15 protein-coding genes are annotated in these 17,938 nt (G+C 45.5%); 10 read left to right on the forward strand and 5 right to left on the reverse strand.

Annotated elements, in window-relative coordinates; translation table 11 throughout:
- Window positions 1-88: 88 nt before the first annotated feature.
- Window positions 89-2,125 (reverse strand): PhoX family phosphatase, encoded by a 2,037-nt coding sequence (locus BCT11_RS15700; RefSeq protein WP_102388698.1) that lies wholly within the window; start codon window positions 2,123-2,125, stop codon window positions 89-91.
- A 219-nt stretch (window positions 2,126-2,344) separates the two neighbouring features.
- On the opposite strand from BCT11_RS15700, the gene BCT11_RS15705 reads away from it, so the two are divergent.
- Window positions 2,345-2,683 (forward strand): YggL family protein, encoded by a 339-nt coding sequence (locus tag BCT11_RS15705; protein WP_005438242.1) that lies wholly within the window; start codon window positions 2,345-2,347, stop codon window positions 2,681-2,683.
- 689 nt (window positions 2,684-3,372) lie between these two features.
- Here the strand turns inward: BCT11_RS15705 and BCT11_RS15710 are convergent.
- Complete coding sequence (locus BCT11_RS15710; protein WP_102388699.1) at window positions 3,373-4,239, reverse strand: helix-turn-helix domain-containing protein; 867 nt, start codon at window positions 4,237-4,239, stop codon at window positions 3,373-3,375.
- 167 nt (window positions 4,240-4,406) lie between these two features.
- On the opposite strand from BCT11_RS15710, the gene BCT11_RS15715 reads away from it, so the two are divergent.
- On the forward strand, window positions 4,407-4,652 hold the full coding sequence (locus BCT11_RS15715; RefSeq protein WP_038868532.1) for a hypothetical protein: 246 nt from the start codon (window positions 4,407-4,409) through the stop codon (window positions 4,650-4,652).
- Window positions 4,653-5,179: 527 nt separating this feature from the next.
- Window positions 5,180-6,079, forward strand: coding sequence for a LysR family transcriptional regulator (locus BCT11_RS15720; RefSeq protein WP_038896566.1), 900 nt, complete (start codon window positions 5,180-5,182; stop codon window positions 6,077-6,079).
- Here BCT11_RS15720 and BCT11_RS15725 read toward each other — a convergent pair.
- Complete coding sequence (locus BCT11_RS15725) at window positions 6,047-6,391, reverse strand: DUF5329 family protein (protein WP_102388700.1); 345 nt, start codon at window positions 6,389-6,391, stop codon at window positions 6,047-6,049. The genes BCT11_RS15720 and BCT11_RS15725 overlap by 33 nt on opposite strands.
- Window positions 6,392-6,487: 96 nt before the next feature.
- Window positions 6,488-7,501 carry an MBL fold metallo-hydrolase gene (locus BCT11_RS15730; RefSeq protein ID WP_102388701.1) on the reverse strand — a complete coding sequence of 338 codons (1,014 nt, stop codon included), beginning with the start codon at window positions 7,499-7,501 and terminating at the stop codon, window positions 6,488-6,490.
- 155 nt (window positions 7,502-7,656) lie between these two features.
- Here BCT11_RS15730 and BCT11_RS15735 point away from each other — a divergent pair, with 155 nt between their 5' ends.
- The 3 genes from BCT11_RS15735 to BCT11_RS15750 all read left to right on the forward strand — a co-directional run bounded on the left by BCT11_RS15735 (window position 7,657) and on the right by BCT11_RS15750 (window position 9,990).
- Window positions 7,657-8,271 (forward strand): TetR/AcrR family transcriptional regulator, encoded by a 615-nt coding sequence (locus BCT11_RS15735; protein WP_005438259.1) that lies wholly within the window; start codon window positions 7,657-7,659, stop codon window positions 8,269-8,271.
- Between the two features lie 323 nt (window positions 8,272-8,594).
- A complete protein-coding gene (gene rimK / locus BCT11_RS15745) occupies window positions 8,595-9,500 on the forward strand; it encodes a 30S ribosomal protein S6--L-glutamate ligase (protein ID WP_005438260.1) in 906 nt (301 codons plus the stop codon).
- Window positions 9,501-9,561: 61 nt separating this feature from the next.
- On the forward strand, window positions 9,562-9,990 hold the full coding sequence (locus BCT11_RS15750; RefSeq protein WP_005432588.1) for a RimK/LysX family protein: 429 nt from the start codon (window positions 9,562-9,564) through the stop codon (window positions 9,988-9,990).
- Window positions 9,991-10,049: 59 nt separating this feature from the next.
- On the opposite strand, the gene BCT11_RS15755 is transcribed toward BCT11_RS15750, so the two are convergent.
- On the reverse strand, window positions 10,050-10,799 hold the full coding sequence (locus BCT11_RS15755; protein WP_198593955.1) for an MBL fold metallo-hydrolase: 750 nt from the start codon (window positions 10,797-10,799) through the stop codon (window positions 10,050-10,052).
- 336 nt (window positions 10,800-11,135) lie between these two features.
- Between BCT11_RS15755 and speA the strand changes: the two genes are divergently transcribed.
- From speA to BCT11_RS15775, 4 genes are all read left to right on the forward strand, one after another.
- Window positions 11,136-13,046, forward strand: a complete 1,911-nt coding sequence (speA, locus tag BCT11_RS15760; protein WP_038868570.1) for an arginine decarboxylase — start codon at window positions 11,136-11,138, stop codon at window positions 13,044-13,046.
- A gap of 1 nt (window position 13,047) precedes the next feature.
- A complete protein-coding gene (speB, locus tag BCT11_RS15765; RefSeq protein ID WP_039976066.1) occupies window positions 13,048-13,968 on the forward strand; it encodes an agmatinase in 921 nt (306 codons plus the stop codon).
- A gap of 261 nt (window positions 13,969-14,229) precedes the next feature.
- Window positions 14,230-15,435 (forward strand): multidrug efflux MFS transporter EmrD, encoded by a 1,206-nt coding sequence (gene emrD, locus BCT11_RS15770; RefSeq protein WP_045409448.1) that lies wholly within the window; start codon window positions 14,230-14,232, stop codon window positions 15,433-15,435.
- A gap of 266 nt (window positions 15,436-15,701) precedes the next feature.
- Window positions 15,702-17,867 carry a S9 family peptidase gene (locus tag BCT11_RS15775; RefSeq protein ID WP_102388703.1) on the forward strand — a complete coding sequence of 722 codons (2,166 nt, stop codon included), beginning with the start codon at window positions 15,702-15,704 and terminating at the stop codon, window positions 17,865-17,867.
- The last annotated feature ends 71 nt before the right edge of the window (window positions 17,868-17,938 follow it).

The following is a 17,938-nucleotide window of genomic DNA, read 5'->3' on the forward strand; positions in this document are numbered from 1 at the left end:
GTGCATGTTTATTTAGATAGAAAACGACAAAAGCCCTGCAAATTCAGGGCTTTTCTTATTCCCGATTTTCAGTCGTATGACCTATTGGTTAAACACCAATTTCACCACCGTCTTCACGGCGAATAACCACCGTCGCGGCACGTGGACGCAGTGTCATTCCTGCAGGTGTTTCTTCCGCAGCATTGTCGCTGTATGGCCAGTTGCCTGGGTGCTGAATGTTCACAAACAGAGATTTGTAATCTGGGCTGATGGTAAAGCCCGTCACTTCACAGCCGTTAGGGCCAACAAAGAAACGTTTCAACTCAGCTTGGTTTTCTGCACCGATCACTTCTTGTGTGCCGTTTTCATCCGTCAGCTTAGAAGGTACAACTGCAAGCATTTGGTCATTGGTGTAAGACGTCACTTCATCTGCACCGTTGTCCGTTTGAATCCATAGGATTCCGCGAGGGTCAAACGCTAAGCCGTCTGGGCTCGCAAACTGGTTAAGCTCGGTCAAACTCGAACGGTTAGTGTCCGCATCACCGTTTGCCGGAGAACCAAACACGAAGATATCCCACGTGAAGTCTGTTGCTGCTTCGCCTTCATCCCAACGGATTACGTGACCAAACTTATTATTCAAACGTGGGTTTGCAGGGTTAGTTTCCTCTGTACGCTTAGTGTTATTCGTTAGCGTCAGGTAAACCGAGCCTGTGAATGGGTCAACAGTACACCACTCTGGGCGATCCATTGGCGTCGCACCCACAAGGTCTGCTGCGCCAGCCGTATTCAGGATGATTTCTGCTAGAGAATTGAAGCTATCTGCCAAAGTACCACCAGAAACCGTCGTGCTGTCTAGTGTCAGTGGTAGCCAAGTACCAGAGCTGTCTTCGTTGAAGCGCGCCACATACAGTGTGCCTTCATCCATGTACTTGTCACCCATCGCCAAGCGGTTATCAGGGTTAGCATCCGCAGGATCCCACGCTGCCGCAGATTCAAATTTGTATAGGTACTCAAAGCGAGAGTCGTGACCAGAATAAAATACTACTGGTTTGCCTTCTTCAAGCTTGCCGAATGTACAGCCTTCATGACGAAAGCGGCCTAGTGCAGTACGCTTCTTCGCACGTGAGTTTTGCGTGTAAGGGTCGATTTCAACAATGTAACCATGGCCGTTCGCTTCATTACGGTAATCATCTAATGCACTTGCGCCCGTAGGCTCAACATTGAAGCGCGTAAACTCGTCCAAGCGTTCTTCAGCGTTGCCCGCCAACGTTTCCCATAGGTAGCGAGTGCGTTCGTCATCTACACCAATACGATCTTGCTCTTCAGTGCGAACACCTGCGTTAACGAAGTAACCCGGCCAGTTCTCTTCACACGTTAGGTACGTGCCCCAAGGCGAGAAACCGTTACCACAATTGTTCAGTGTGCCGCGCGCTTGGCTGCCATCTTGAGAGAAGCGAGTTACGGTCAATTCTGTATTCGCGACAGGGCCAGAAAGATCCATAACCGTTGCACCAGTGTAGCGTCGGTTTAGTGGATCGGTATCGACTAACTTCCACATATTGTCTTCGAGCTGTATGCGAACCACAGACACGCCGTGTGCATTAATTTCCTTACGAACTTCATCGACGATAGTACGCACACCGCCCACAACTGTTGGGCCACTTGGGTGCAGTGCTGAAGTATCAATGTACTCGTGGTTGATACACAACAAGCCGTCCGTGTCGCTGTCGTTTAGTGAGAAGAAATGCATGCCGTCATGGTGCATACCAAGTGCATTGATTTGATCGGTGCTTGTATTGCTGCCGTCGTCTTTCCATGCATTACCTTGTGCGTTTAGAGGCGTACCCCATGGCACCAATACTTGTGCTATGTAACCTTGCGGAATCGATACTGCATCCGTCAGTGAGCCCGGAATCGAATCAAAATTGAGAACTGCACTTGAAACGCCAGAGCCGCCACCAGCAGAAGTGCCTGAACTAGAAGAGTTGCACCCAGATAGACCAAATGCGCCAAAAGCGGTCATCGCACTGATACCTAGGCCACCTTTCAGGATACTGCGTCGAGATAGGCTCGCTTCCAGTACTTCTTCAAAAGGTTTGTTATTACTCTGGTTGTAACGCGTCGCGTCGAAGGTTTCCTTACTCATGGTGTTGCTTTCCCAGTGTTAGGTTGAATTATAGGTTTGTAAATCATTGAGCGAGGGGAAGTTTGGAAGAGAAAAGTGACAGAACTAGTCTATCTTTATGAACTTTGTGTTTAGAAAATGTTATAAATCACCCCTCTATTCTACGTACTTTCGATTTTGCTTGGGCTGAGCTAGATTTGGAGGTATAAGGTTTACTCAAATCATCTACGAGAAATAATCATGAAACTAGATAAAATCGATAACAAAAATCGTCGTCTTCGCAAGAAGCTGTTCCTAGGCGAATTCGCAATCCTAGGTTTTGAGATCAGCTGTGAGACTGACATCAACGACTTTGACCGTTACGATGCATTCGTTGATGAGTTTATCGACTACATTGATGGCCTAAACCTTTGCTTCGGTGGCGGTGGCCTAGAGCTGTTTGAAGGCTTCCTATGTTCAACAGAGCGTTACGAAAGCGCAACTGAAGAACAAAAAGCACAAGTTCTAGCTTGGCTACAAGCTCGCCCAGAAGTAAGCAGCGCAAAAGCTGGCGAACTGGTTGACGCAAACTACCTGTAATTACGGAATCACTCTGTAATAAATAGAGTAGAGCAAGTAATGAGAAAGCTGGTCTTCGGACTGGCTTTTTTGCATTTAAGGCTATGGTTTTGTGCTGAAATGTTGAATCTAGAAAGAGTGGAACGTTTGGTTTTTTTGGGAAGCTCAGTTTAGGAAAGCTGGAGTCTTGGAAAGTATGGATGCGCTAGATAATTTTAGAGCTGGCATTTTATGGAAGGTTATCCGTCCATTGCCAGCTCAGTGCCATTGAGTATGGTTTACTATGCTTTTTTAGCAGTCTCAGTCTTTGTGTCTTTCCAGTATTGGATACGAACACGGTGTAGCTGAGCTCTTCTCATCTTTTTCATAGCAATCTCCCTCATCTATATAGGTAACGCTCATCTTGAGCTTATTGTCTAAGGTTGTATTCCTCTTCAATCTATCGAGGAACGAATCAATTAACCGTGACTAATTTCACAACATAATGATAAAAGTAGAAGCGTTGCAGTCATTTTTTGACCAGTAAAACTGCTTTTATCTTGTTGATACGGTCAACTTACTCACCACTTATGACAGAAATATGGCAATCAAGTTCCCTATTTAACCTGTCATCGAATCTTAATAACGATTCTTAGATAACCTAGCAAATAATATACCAGTTGCACATAAATTCCAGTTTAGTACACAACAAAAGTACGCACATGCTCAAACTAAGGTTGGATTCGCTGCTGGTAATGTTGTCGGTAATCTCGCGGAGTTAGCCCTTTGTAGGTTTTAAAGTGGCGATTAAACAAAGCTTGATTGCGATAGCCTACTCGTTCAAACACGATCCCTATTGGTAACTCCGTCGATTGCAACAAATCAGCGGCATGGTTGATTCTTAGCTTCATCAAACGTTGGCTAAACGGCTCTTTAAAGTGCTTTTGAAACAATCGTGTGACCGCACTTTCACTCAACGACAAGTAATTAGCTAAATCGGCCAATGTCACCTTGTTGGCAAAATGCTGCTCAAGATACGCGTTCACACTTGCGACGCGCGCTCTTTCTTGTTGCTCGTGTTCACTCATCGAAAGGTATGAATGGGTCATCAAGGTTTTCGCCGCTTCGTCATGGGCAACCAAAGATAAGATATGAATGAATCTCGACAATTGTTCCATCGCGGGCACTTTCATCAACTCTTGCAGAAGAACCACTACTTGCTGTGCCGTTCGCTCAGAGAACACCACTCCTTTATTTGCGGCTTTCAATAACGGGTCTAGTTTGCGTAGCTCAGTACAATAGAACATTAGGTTCGCGATCCACTCACGCTTAAACCAAATCACATGAGTCTCGCAATTGCTTTCTACCGACGTGGAGTGAATAGAGTGAGGCACACCTGGCGCAATTAAAAGCATCTGATTGTGGCTCACCTCTAGCTCGTGATGCCCAATGTGCAAAGTCCCCGTAAAATTACGGTGGATGACCAACTCAAAGACGTCATCGTGAAAATGAAAATCGTATTCTTTCGCTGGTTCATCAATACGACGGTAGCGCCAAGAAAAACCAGGCCTTTGCGGTACTTTTTCGATGTGCGCCATTTGATACCCCACAAGATAGTATTGTTTCACGCGCAAATAATATCAGTATTACGAGCATATTCTTCATCACGCCTCAATAGTATTGATATTGAGCGGCATACTATCAACTAAGCCTCATCACGCTCCTTATTCTTCTCTTGTAAAGACAAGCTAACTAAGGAGCTTTTATGAGCAACTTTAAAACCAAGCTACGCCAGATCATGCAAAAAACTCGTGATGAGTGGGCTGCGTTTGCGATAAAGGAAATGGGAATTTCATCTAAAGCCATCGCCAAATCTTATGGCTACAAGTCGAGTTGTGATCTTGAGCAAACTCTCAAACAAGACGAAAAAGACGCCGATTCGTACATTCGCTCGGCACCTTGTGCGAGATCTCTCACAAGCGATGTAAGCAAAACGACCATTTTTGACTAAGAACAAATCGAACAACAAACCTAACTAACTGAAAATTAACAATTATCATTTTTTAAGCAATATTCGCTGCCAAAGTTTTTTTACCTAGCTGATTGAGAGTAATCAGCAAAACAACAATACTAAGTGTGTCGACAGGATGTTGGCGGGAACAGGAAAAAAGCCTAAAGGATTGGGTATCTTCAGGATGAAGATTTGATAGCTTAGGATGAGTTGTCAGCAAGGATGTAGTTAAGCTCTAGGATAGAGTTCGCCCGTCAGGATGATAGGCAAGAATGGACACCGCTAGGAAGGCGATGAACAAGGAACTCGGTTAAAGGACTTAGCCACAATCAAGGATAGATGCAGGGAGCACCTATTAGTAGCCGGATTGCTGCGAAAAAGAATAAGCCCCGTCTGGGAAACCAGGCGGGGTTTTATTTTGCCTGTCATTTACCATCCTCCTCTGCGTTATTCCACGCATCATGCTATTATTTCTACACTTTCTCTCGAAACGCTTTCTTTAATAAACGCTGAGCAAACAACGTCCTATGCTTAATCCAGTTTGGTTACACACATTCAAAACTCTTGTCGAAGTCGGCCACTTTACTCAGACAGCAGAAAAGCTCTATATGACCCAGCCCGGTGTCAGTCAGCACATCAAAAAGCTAGAGCAAGCTTGTCAGCATCCATTGATTAAGCGCGAGAACAAAAGCTTTGAACTGACAGAGCAAGGCCGAATGGTGTATGCCTACGCGTTAGAGTTGGAAGAGAAAGAGAAAAATTTACTGGAAGATCTGAGCTTCGATGATCCCTTTGCAGGTCATTGCAAGCTAGCTTGTTCCGGAGCACTTGCCTTGATGCTGTTTGATCCACTGCTTGAAAAACAAACCCAGCATCGCGGACTATCGATTCACTTGGAAGCGGCGCCGAATCAGTCGATTCTAAATGGAGTTGCTGATGGCCGTATTGATATGGGCATCGTGACTTACTCTCCCAATAAGAGTGTTTTCCAAAGTGAACAAATTGGCAGAGAAGCGCTGTGTTTGATCTTACCAAAGTCCTATCATGGAAAAACGTTAACGCCTGAACTGCTTCGAAGTTGCGGCGTGATTGGTCACCCGGATGCTGAGCATTATATGACGTTGTTTTTCGATCAATGTGCAGAGCCTTTACTCAAAGAGATCAAGGTCAGTGACATGCCATTATCAGGCTACGTTAACCAACTCAGTCAGATTCTATTGCCCGTTAGCAAAGGACTGGGGTTTACCGTTTTGCCCTACAGTGCGGTGGAGAGCTTTCCACTAAGAGAAGAGTTGTATGTGGCTGAGTTAAAACAACCGGTATACGAAGATTTGTTTTTGGTGAGAAAACGCAGCCGCACACTGCCACTGCGATACCAGACCATCAAAGAAGTATTATTGGATGTGATTGGTGGGGCTCATCAATGATGTTAGCCACTCTTCGCTGGTAATGCGTTTATCTTGGCAATCCACCCAATAGGGTTTGCCAGATAACCAGCTCTTTGACGCGACCTCTTTTATAAACACATCTACAGAATCAACGTCATCTTTGGCGTAATCCCATTTATTGCGCATGTGTTCTACCGCTTCTTGATTAGTGTACGCCTTGCCGTTGCGGATAAAGGTGCAAGAAGATTGCTCAACTCGCTTTATCAACGTCGAGATATCTTGCTCTACCCCTGCTAGTGCAAAGATAGGCAGAATGCTTAATGTAAGTAACAGTGTCCACTTTGCTTTCATTGCATCTTTATCCTTATCCCTGACCACGTAACTAATACCAAGTAACTACTAATAAGTGACTTAACTATTCTGGTGTTTGGCTGTTTAGCTCAGCCATTATTGCCACCATGCCATAGCAGGCTGAGGCTCCGCAATCGCCAAACGTTGACCAATCTCAGGGCTCACTAACGTTACACCACGCTCTTCACTAATGTCTAACGCGCGTTGCATCGGTTCATTCCAATCATGCATCGACAGATCAAACGTACTATTGTGAATCGGCATCATTACTTTGCCCTGCACATCAATGTGTGCTTGAACACTTTGCTCTGGGAACATGTGAATGTCTGACCAAAGTTCATTGTATGCACCGGTTTCGATCATAGTGAAATCAAACGGACCGTACTTATCACCAATCTCTTTAAAGCCATTGAAGTAACCAGAGTCACCACTAAAGAACACTTTGTGTTGTTGTGCATTAATAACCCAACTGCCCCACAGTGTCGTATCACGGTCTGTCAAACCTCGACCAGAGAAATGCTGAGTCGGAGTCAGTGTATATTCAATGCCGTCGACAGAATGTGACTCCCACCAATCTAGCTCGATCACTTTCTCCTCAGGCACACCCCAGTTGACTAGCAACTGACCGACTTTTAACGGCACCAAGAAAGTGCCCACTTTGTCACCTAGCACTTTGATAGAAGCTTTATCTAGGTGATCGTAATGGTCATGGCTGATCACCACCACATCGATACTTGGTAAATCTTTTAGCGTAATTGGTGTTTGGTGAAAACGTTTTGGCCCAGCCCATTGCACAGGAGACGCGCGATCACTGAATACAGGATCAGTCATTACCAATTTGCCATCGAGTTTCATTAATACACTTGAGTGCCCTAAACGGTAGATAACATCATCTTGCTCTTCTAACAGTTGATTCGCTGTCATGGCATGAACCGGAATTTCAATCGTTGGCGTTGGATTGAGGCGCTCAGTCGTAAAGTAGGCTTTCATGATGCCGAACATGTCACCCAAGCTGCTTTTGTATTCCAACTCTGTGTTTGCAAATTTGTCCGGGTATGTTGGCGCTTTTTCAGTATCAACATTAGAACAAGAAATCATTGATGTACCCATCGCGAACGCTCCTACTGTGGCTAGCAAAGTTTTTTTCATAAAAAGTTAACCCGAACAAAAGTAAACTACACGGTGCAGTTTACATTCTAATTATCAAAAGTAAACTACTTAGTGTAAAATAGATCCAGAAATGATCTTCTTAACTCGGCAAGTTTATGAATGTAAAAAGAAAAGGTCGCAGTGAGACCAAAAGAGAAGCCATCCTGTGCGCAGCAAAGCAAGCGTTCCAAGAGTTTGGGGTGCAAAACACCAGCATGGATAAGCTCTCTGCTATCGCGCAAGTCTCTAAGCGCACGGTCTACAACCACTTCCCTTCTAAAGAAGCGATCGTGACAGAGTTACTAACGGAACTATGGCGTTCTTCAATGATGGATAGCGACATTGAACGTTTACCAACACTCCCGCTAAAAGATCAACTGGTCGAATTGTTGTACAGCGAAATTATCGTGGTAACCGCACCTGATTATATTGAACTGGCGAAAGTGGCTTTCGGACACTTCTTGTTTAAGCCGGAAGATCTCAAAGAACAAGCAGAACACATGTCAAAGCAAGAAACGGCCTTGTACCGTTGGCTCACTCAGCAATCAGAAAAAAACACATTGAAGGTTGATGATGTGGACGTGGCAAGCATTCAATTGCACAACTTAATTAAAGGCAGCGCATTCTGGCCACAATTGATGGGAATGCGAGCTTCGCTAACCTTGGAAGAATCTAGGGTTTTAGCCACCCAAACGGCTGAACTCTTCTTAAGTCATTACTTAGTTCAATAACAAAAAGCGGCTGAATGGCCGCTTTTTTGTGATTTGTGCCATAGTAAATTGATGAAATTTTGACTCATTTTTCTTTTTCATCCCCTTGACAGTCGCATGCAGCAAGGCGTGAGAGTTCGATAAATTATTTTTGTCGTATCGACGATATTTTTTCGTTTTCATCTACTGAGAAAACGCCCTAAGGTTCGCACCTCTGACGACGTGGTTGTCCAACCACAATTCTAAGTCGCTGAAGAGAGTGGATTCTGTCACATCAATTACACCCACTCACTATACTCTATACTTACATTTTTAATTTGGTACTGACTTACTAAGGAATTGCCATGCGTATTGCTATTCTTTCTCGTAATGAGAATCTATATTCAACCATGCGCCTAAAGCAGGCGGGTGAAGAGCGCGGACATCAAGTTGATGTTATCGATACTCTGCACTGTTATATGGATATTACGAGTAACAACCCTAAGATCCGTTACATGGGTGAAGAATTGCCAAAGTACGACGCGGTTATTCCACGCATCGGTGCATCTATCACTTTCTACGGTACAGCGGTTGTACGTCAGTTTGAAATGATGGGCACATTCTGTGTGAACGAGTCAGTAGCAATCAGCCGCTCTCGTGACAAGCTACGCTCTATGCAGCTGCTATCACGTAAAGGCATTGGTCTACCTCGCACAGGTTTTGCTCACCACCCTGACAACATTCAGGACGTGATCAAAAACGTTGGCGGCGCACCATTAGTTATCAAGCTACTTGAAGGTACTCAAGGTATCGGTGTTGTTCTTGCTGAGACTACGAAAGCAGCAGAAAGTGTTATCGAAGCATTCATGGGCCTAAAAGCAAACATCATGGTGCAAGAGTTCATTGAAGAAGCAAACGGCGCAGACATCCGTTGTTTCGTAGTGGGTAACAAAGTTATCGCAGCAATGAAACGCCAAGCAAAAGAAGGCGAGTTCCGCTCTAACCTTCACCGTGGTGGTTCTGCTCAGCTTGTAAAACTAAGCAAAGAAGAGCGCGCAACTGCAATCAACGCAGCGAAAGTGATGGGTCTAAACCTATGTGGTGTTGATATTCTTCAATCGAAGAACGGCCCAGTGGTAATGGAAGTGAACTCTTCTCCAGGCCTTGAAGGTATCGAATCAGCAACTGAAAAAGACGTTGCAGGCATGATCTTCGACTTCATCGAGAAGAACGCAAAACCAAACGCTAACCGTACTCGCGGTAAAGGCTGATAATTGTTTGAGTGAGAGCCTGATAAAGGGCTCTCTTTTAACTCATCGCTAGGATGACACTATGAATCAGAAAATGATCATTGGGAACGCCGAAGCAATTTGCTTACCTGAGTTAGGGATTACTCACCTTGAAGCGCGCATTGATACAGGCGCACAGACTTCTTCTCTGCACGTAGATAACCTAGAGTGCACTGAACAAGACGGTCAGTCATACGTAGAGTTCGATCTACACCCAGATGTTTACCACTTAGAGCAAGTCGTTCGCTGTAAAGCTCCACTGAAGGCGAACCGCAAAGTGAAATCATCAAACGGTACTTTCGAACACCGCTGCGTGATCACAACGATGCTACGCATGGGCGACCAAGAGTGGCCAATCGACATCACGCTAACTAACCGTGAAAAGATGACTTACATGATGTTGTTAGGTCGTCAGGGTATGGCAGACAAAGTTCTGGTAGACCCGAGCCAATCTCACTTATTGGCTCCATAATCCCCGTAGCTTCAGATGAGCGAACTCCGTGGTCGCTCATCTGGCTCTTCTCTGATTTTCTAGCTGCCCTTCTCCTGTCTATCGTTCTTTCTTTTCAGAACAGAACGCATTAATCCTTTCAGTTTTATCTTCGTTACTCGCCAATGCGTAATGGGTCTAACCGGTGCAGTATTGATGATGTGTTGATACGCGCCTTCATCAAACTCAACCTCTCCCCCATGTCCTGCCAATAAACAGCTTGGTTTCATCTCAAAAACGCGCTTTAACGAACTGCGGTATTGGTTGGGATGAAAGATAGGAAATGGCGCGATCAAATGGCTTTTTACCTGCACCATTAAATCCGCTACGTACAACACACTCTGTTCGGCGTGATAAACCGATAAATCCCTGTCGGTATGCCCTGGTGTTTCCAATATCTGCCAATCAGCAAAACCGGGAATCACCTCTCCATCCACCAGCTCAATATCTGGCTTTAGTTTTCGCGAATACCATAAGTTGCGCTTGGGTTTGCGCATTCGGTTCGCCATCCAACGTGCCAAAATCAAATCCGTAAGATGCATTAGCCAACCATCAAAACCGCCATACCAATGTGTATCTCGTTTGGCTGCCAATAGCTTGCAGCCCGTCAAATCTCTTAGTTTGTGCGCCGCACCAGCGTGGTCTGGGTGCATGTGGGTAACAACGACCAACTTTAGGTCTGTGAACGGGCGATTGAGCTGGTGCTCGATAAAATCTTTGAGGTGAGGAATATCCGCTCGACTTGCGCCATCAAGCAGCATCAATTTGTCTGGATACTCGGCAAGATACATGGTTTGGATGTATCCCTGAATTCTGTGCAGCTGCAAAACATGTCCTTGTTTTGTTGAGTCTTTGTTCTTATTTTTTGTCGACCAAATCCTTACTGGTCAGACCAACTATAACAGCAGAATGGACAGTCTGTTAAATAAATGTTTACACCAACCATCAACAACAGTTGTTAATCGAAAGCACAAATTTTAATCATTAGACTCTGGTTGGATTTTATCCGTTAATGCGCGCACACGGAGTTCGTGTCAGGGTATGAGGTTAGCGCCTCATGATTTGCTTTTTTGTATTTTCTCCTCTATTTCCAATGAGGGCTTAAATACATTTTTGTGAGAATCGAGTTGGAAAAAGCAACTAAATTAGACCGCATCCGCGCGGACTACAACGTTCACTACTGGAGCCAAGGCTTCTACGGAATTGATGACCAAGGCGAGGTATACGTATCTCCTCGTAGTGACCGTGCACACCAAATCCCTTTCAGTGCGATTGTAAATGAACTAGAAGCTAAGCAGTTGAATCTGCCTGTGTTAGTACGCTTCCCACAAATCGTACACCAACGCGTGCATGGCATTTGCCAAGCTTTCAACCAAGCAATTGAAGAATACCAATATCCAAACAAATACCTGCTGGTGTACCCAATTAAAGTAAACCAACAGCGTGAAGTGGTTGATGAGATCTTAGCAAGCCAAGCACAGCTAGAAAATAAACAGCTGGGTCTTGAAGCAGGCAGTAAGCCAGAGCTATTGGCAGTACTTGCACTGGCTCAACAAGGCAGCTCCGTGATCGTGTGTAATGGCTACAAAGACCGTGAATACGTGCGTCTTGCACTGATCGGTGAAAAGCTAGGTCACAAAGTATTTATCGTACTAGAGAAGCTATCTGAGCTTGATCTAGTACTTGAAGAAGCAAAAAGCTTGGGCGTAACACCACGTCTTGGCTTGCGTATCCGCCTTGCATCTCAAGGTGCGGGTAAATGGCAAGCAAGCGGCGGTGAGAAATCGAAGTTCGGCCTATCTGCGTCTCAAGTATTGAGCGTGATTGATCGTCTAAAACGCGAAGACAAACTGGACACCATGCAATTGGTTCACTTCCACCTTGGCTCACAGATGGCAAACATCCGTGACGTTCGTAATGGTGTAAACGAGTCAGCACGTTTCTACTGTGAATTACGTGCCATGGGTGCAAACATTGATTACTTCGATGTTGGCGGCGGTTTAGCAGTAGACTACGACGGCACGCGTAGCCAATCTTCGAACTCGATGAACTACGGCCTTGCAGAATATGCACGCAACATCGTAAATACTGTTGGTGATGTGTGTCAGCAATACGAGCAACCGATGCCAGTGATCATCTCTGAATCAGGTCGTTCTTTGACTGCACACCACGCTGTACTTATCTCTAACGTTATTGGTACTGAAACATACCAACCGGAAGAAGTGTTCGAGCCAGCAGCAGACGCTCCATTCTTGCTACAAAACATGTGGCGAAACTGGGAGAACCTGCAAGATGGTACGGATGCGCGTGCATTAATTGAAATTTACAACGATACCCAAAGCGATTTGGTAGAGGTTCACTCACAATTCGCGACTGGCGTACTAAACCTTGAACAACGTGCGTGGGCAGAACAACTGTCGCTACGTATTTACTTCGAGCTAAGTCGCCAAATGAGTACTAAGAACCGTTTCCACCGTCCTATTTTGGATGAGTTGAGCGAACGTCTTGCAGACAAGTTCTTCGTGAACTTCTCTCTTTTCCAATCCCTGCCAGATGCATGGGGAATTGATCAGGTATTCCCTGTTCTGCCGCTTTCTGGTCTCGGTGATGTGGAAGAGCGTCGTGCGGTGATGTTGGACATCACTTGTGACTCCGATGGCGTAATTGACCACTACGTTGATGGCCAAGGCATTGAGAGCACGCTACCAGTACCAGCATGGAGCAAAGACAAACCGTACCTAATGGGCTTCTTCCTAGTAGGCGCATACCAAGAAATCCTTGGCGACATGCACAACCTATTTGGAGATACCCACAGTGCAGTAGTCAACGTTGATGAAGAAGGTCAGTTTGAGATCAGCTACATCAACGAAGGTGATAGCGTAGAAGACATGATGCGCTACGTTCACATCGACGTAGATGCGATTCGTGACAATTACAAACAATTGGTTTCAGCACGTGTTGAAGCCAGTGAACAAGAACAAATCCTAGCTGAACTAGAACAAGGTTTGGCAGGCTACACCTATTTAGAGGACTTCTGATATGAATGATTTGTTTACTAAAACCGATTATTCGCTTTACTCCAACTCTATGTCGTTTCTGCGTCGACCGTACATCAAAAATCCAGTATCGGCTGACGCAGACGTTGTAGTGCTAGGGGTTCCTCTGGACATGGCGACTTCTGGTCGTCCTGGTGCACGTATGGGTCCAGATGCGATCCGTCGTGCGTCAGTAAACCTTGCTTGGGAAGGCAAGAAGTTCCCTTGGGACTTCAACGTATTTGATAAATTGAAAGTGATCGACGCAGGTGACCTTGTGTTCGATTGTGGTGATGCTGAAGATTTCACTTACCGCCTAGAAGCGGCAACAAGTGAGATTCTAAAGAGCGGCAAGACAATGCTAGGCTTGGGTGGTGACCACTTCATCACGCTACCAATCCTACGTGCTTACGCAAAACACCATGGTCAAATGGCACTGATCCACTTCGATGCGCACACTGACACGTACGCAAACGGCAGTTCTTACGACCACGGTACTATGTTCTACCATGCACCAAAAGAAGGTCTGATTTCTGCGAAGAACTCAGTTCAAATTGGTATTCGTACTGAATATGACCAACAAGATCACGGCTTCAATGTGATCAACGCAATGCAAGCGAACGACATGTCGGTAGAAGAGATTCTGGCAGAGGTTCGTCGCACGGTTGCGGATAAGCCTGTGTATGTCACTTTTGACATCGACTGTCTGGATCCGGCGTTTGCACCGGGTACAGGTACGCCAGTTTGTGGCGGTCTGAACTCAGATAAAATTCTGAAGATCATTCGTGGTTTCGCTGGCATGAACATCGTAGGTATGGACGTAGTGGAAGTCTCCCCTCCTTACGACCACAGCGATGTAACGGCATTGGCTGGCGCAACTGTCGCACTTGAGTTGCTTTACGCCTACGCTTCAGGTCGCGAATAACAAAAGTTGTTTTAAGTAAACGCTGTTTTTTTAAGGGAGTCTCGGCTCCCTTTTCTGTTTTTAAAGCACCTCAAAATTAGATTAGTTTTTCTAATCCAAATCATAGATTTTTATCTTGCTCAACTTCACACTTTTTGATTGCTAAGTCGGCACTCAAGCTCTAATATCTCGCGCCTAGATTCCCTAATCGCCTTATTCATTTGGCTCTCCTTAATGGAGCGCTAAGGCTTTTTACGTCCTAATTTTTAGAGAGATACGCAAATGTCCGCCTCGTTTCCATTAGCGAAACTTACCTTTTTAATCGCAATTCTGACTGCCGTAGGTCAAATGACTCAAACGATGTACGTGCCTTCTATCGGTCATATGGCGGGTGAGTTCTTGGTATCAGCGTCTTCACTTCAAGCCGTGATGGCGTGTTACCTGATCCCTTACGGTCTATCGCAATTCATCTATGGTCCGCTTTCTGATCGCCTCGGTCGTAAACCAATTATCGTTGCTGGTTTGATCATCTACATTCTTGGTACTTTGGTGGCGCTATTTGCTCATGAGTACGAATGGTTTCTAGCGGGTAGCTTCATCCAAGGTTTGGGTATCGGCTGTGGTGGAGCTATGTCTCGAACTCTGACTCGTGACTGTTTTGAAGGCGCAGAGCTACACCGTGCAAACAGCTTGATCAGCATGTGTGTGATTTTCTCGCCATTGATGGCCCCTGTACTGGGCGGTTACCTAACTGAAGCTTTCGGTTGGCGCTCTAGCTACTTATTCCTCGCACTATTTGGTATCGCGGTGGTCATTACCATGATGACAAGCATGATGGAAACCTTGCCGAAAGAACGCCGCAAACATGAGTCTGTGGCAAAGAGCTACAAGTTCGTGCTTTCAGACAAACGCTTCCAAGGCTTCTTATTGGTGTTGGTGGCAACTTTCGCGGGCGTTGCAGTATTTGAAGCAGCAGCCGGTGTACTACTGGGCGGCGTACTTGGCTTGCCAGCAACCACTGTCAGTTTGCTGTTTGTTTTACCGATTCCGGGTTACTTAGTCGGCGCAGGCTTATCTAGCTACATCGCACAACGTCGCTCTGAGCGTCGTGCTCTAAACGTTGGTCTAGTGGCTATCTTAGTTGGCTCAGCAGTGGTATTGATTCCGGGTCTGTTTGGTCTAACAACGGCGTTGACTCTAATTGGCGGTGCAACCATTTATTTCTTGGGTGCGGGCATTTTGTTCCCCGCGGCAACAACAGGCGCACTTTCACCGTTCCCATACCATGCGGGCACTGGCGGTGCGATTTTGGGTGGCATGCAAAACCTAGGTGCGGGTATCGCGACGCTGTTGGCTTCGTTCTTCCCGGCACAAGACCAAATGCCGCTAGGTTGTTTGATGATGGCAATGTCGATCATCGCTATGCTTGGTTTGCGTTGGGTTAATCGCAAGCACGATCACTCAAACGAAATGCCATTGGCGATCTAGAATCTGACTCTCATCACCCAAAAGGGACATGCTGAAAAGTGTGTCCTTTTTTTGTTGCACACATCTTACCCTTTAGCTCTCATCCACCAGCAATTGCATTTAACATCCCATCCAATCTTTGCTAAAAAGAACAGTTGCTTATACAGAAATTATTCGTTTGCCATTCGATATAATGATATTCACTGGAAGAACACAAACGTACTTTTACTCGCAAGATAAATGAATGGCGAAACAACACGAGAAGAGTACACAATAAGGATACACAGATGCGTTTCACTTTAACCACGTTGGCCGTATCGGTCGCGCTAGTCGCCGGATGCAGCAATCAAGGATTACCAACCATGAACCATTACTCCCAATCGCAACTCGTCGCTCAACAAACCCAAGCTCCCGTTGCTAAAAAAGTCCCTCATGCAATGACGATTCATGGTGATACCCGAATCGATGATTACTACTGGATGCGAGATGACGAGCGCCAAGATCCAGAAATCTTGCAACACCTTGAGCAAGAGAACCTGTACGCTGAAACCGTGCTAAAACATACAGAAGCACTGCAAGATCAGCTTTTTGAAGAGATCAAAGGTCGCATAGCGAAAGATGACAATTCCGTTCCGGTTCGTAAAAGCAGTTATTACTATTCGAACGAAGTCACAGGTGACAATGAATACGAAGTTCACCTACGTTCAAAAGACTTTGCAGGTAAAGATAAGCAAGTCATCTTAGATGTTAATGAGTTAGCGAAAGAACATGAGTTTTTCAGTATTGGCGGCTTAACGATCAGCCCAAATGAAAACTTGTTGGCTTATGGCGAAGATACGCTGAGTCGCCGCATTTACACCATCAAGATCAAAGACCTCACGACGGGTGAATATCTAAAAGATGAAATTGAAGGTGCTTCAAGTGCGATTGCATGGCAAAACGATAACCAAGCTTTCTACTACATCAAGAAAGACCCTCAAACACTGTTAGGTTATCAAGTTTACCGCCATGTATTGGGCACACATCAAACAAGCGATGAGCTGATCTACGAAGAAACCGACAGCGCTTACTACACCTTCTTGAGTAAGAGTAAAGACGGTGAGCAAGTTTACATTTGGCACTCAAGCACAGAAACAAGTGGCGTGTCTGTGATTGATGCTAACAACCCGAACGCCAAAGCTGAAGCTTTCTACCCTAGAGAGACTGGTATTGAGTACAGCATCGCTAAATTGGGTGATTGGTACTACATCTACACCAACTATCAAGCCGTAAACTTCCGTTTAATGAAAGTGAAAGCTGAAGAGATGCATGACCGCTCTAAATGGGTCGATGTCATTCCTGCTAATGACAATTCTCAGCTAGTCGATTTCGACTTGTTTGACGATCACCTTGTTTATGAGCAGCGTACGAATGGCCTGTCGACCGTGAAGGTTCGTCAATTATCAACAGGCAAAGAGTTTCCACTCGAGTTTAATGATACGGCTTTTGCTGCTTACCTCACAGGCAACCTTGAGCTAGACAATTCGAAAGTTCGCATCTACTACAGCAGCCTGACGACACCGGGGACTTACTACGATTTCGACCTAAATACAGGTGAATCTGAAATCATGAAGCAAACACCGGTACTTGGTGATTTTGATGCCGATAACTACCAGTCGGAGCGAATCATGGTGACTGCTCGTGATGGCAAGCAAGTGCCAGTTTCATTGGTTTACCGCAAAGACCTATTCAAGAAAGACGGCACTAACCCAATCTACCAGTACGGCTACGGCTCATACGGCTCCACTATCGAGCCAACATTCCGTTCAACTCGTTTGAGCTTACTTGATCGCGGATTCGTGTACGCAATCGCGCATATTCGTGGTTCAGAAATGCTTGGGCGTCCTTGGTACGAAGATGGCAAAAAGCTGACTAAGCAAAACACCTTCAATGACTTCATCGACGTAACCAAAGGACTTGTTGAAGAAGGCTACGGTGCCAAAGATAAAGTGTTTGCTGTTGGTGGCTCTGCGGGCGGCCTACTGATGGGCGCTATTATCAACCAAGCACCAGAGCTCTACCGTGGTATTGGCGCGCACGTTCCGTTTGTTGACGTAGTGACGACCATGTTGGATGAGTCGATTCCTCTCACGACCAACGAATACGATGAGTGGGGTAACCCGAATGATAAAACCTACTACGACTACATGCTGAGCTACTCACCGTACGACAACGTGAAGGCTCAGAGTTACCCGAACATGCTAGTGACTACTGGTTTGCATGACTCACAAGTTCAGTACTTTGAGCCAATGAAGTGGGTCGCCAAACTTCGTGAAATGAAGACTGACGATAACGTCTTGCTATTCAAAACCGATATGGAAGCAGGCCACGGTGGCGCTTCTGGTCGATTCAAACGATTAAAAGAAGACGCGCTTGAGTACGCTTTCTTCTTAGACTTGTTGGAGACCAAATAAGCTTCACTCGTCATTCGTTATGAGTCATAGAAAACAATGCCCGCTTTTACGCGCAATGTAGATCAGATAAG

Source organism: Vibrio sp. 10N.222.52.B12 (assembly GCF_002875385.1).
GTDB lineage: Bacteria > Pseudomonadota > Gammaproteobacteria > Enterobacterales > Vibrionaceae > Vibrio > Vibrio jasicida.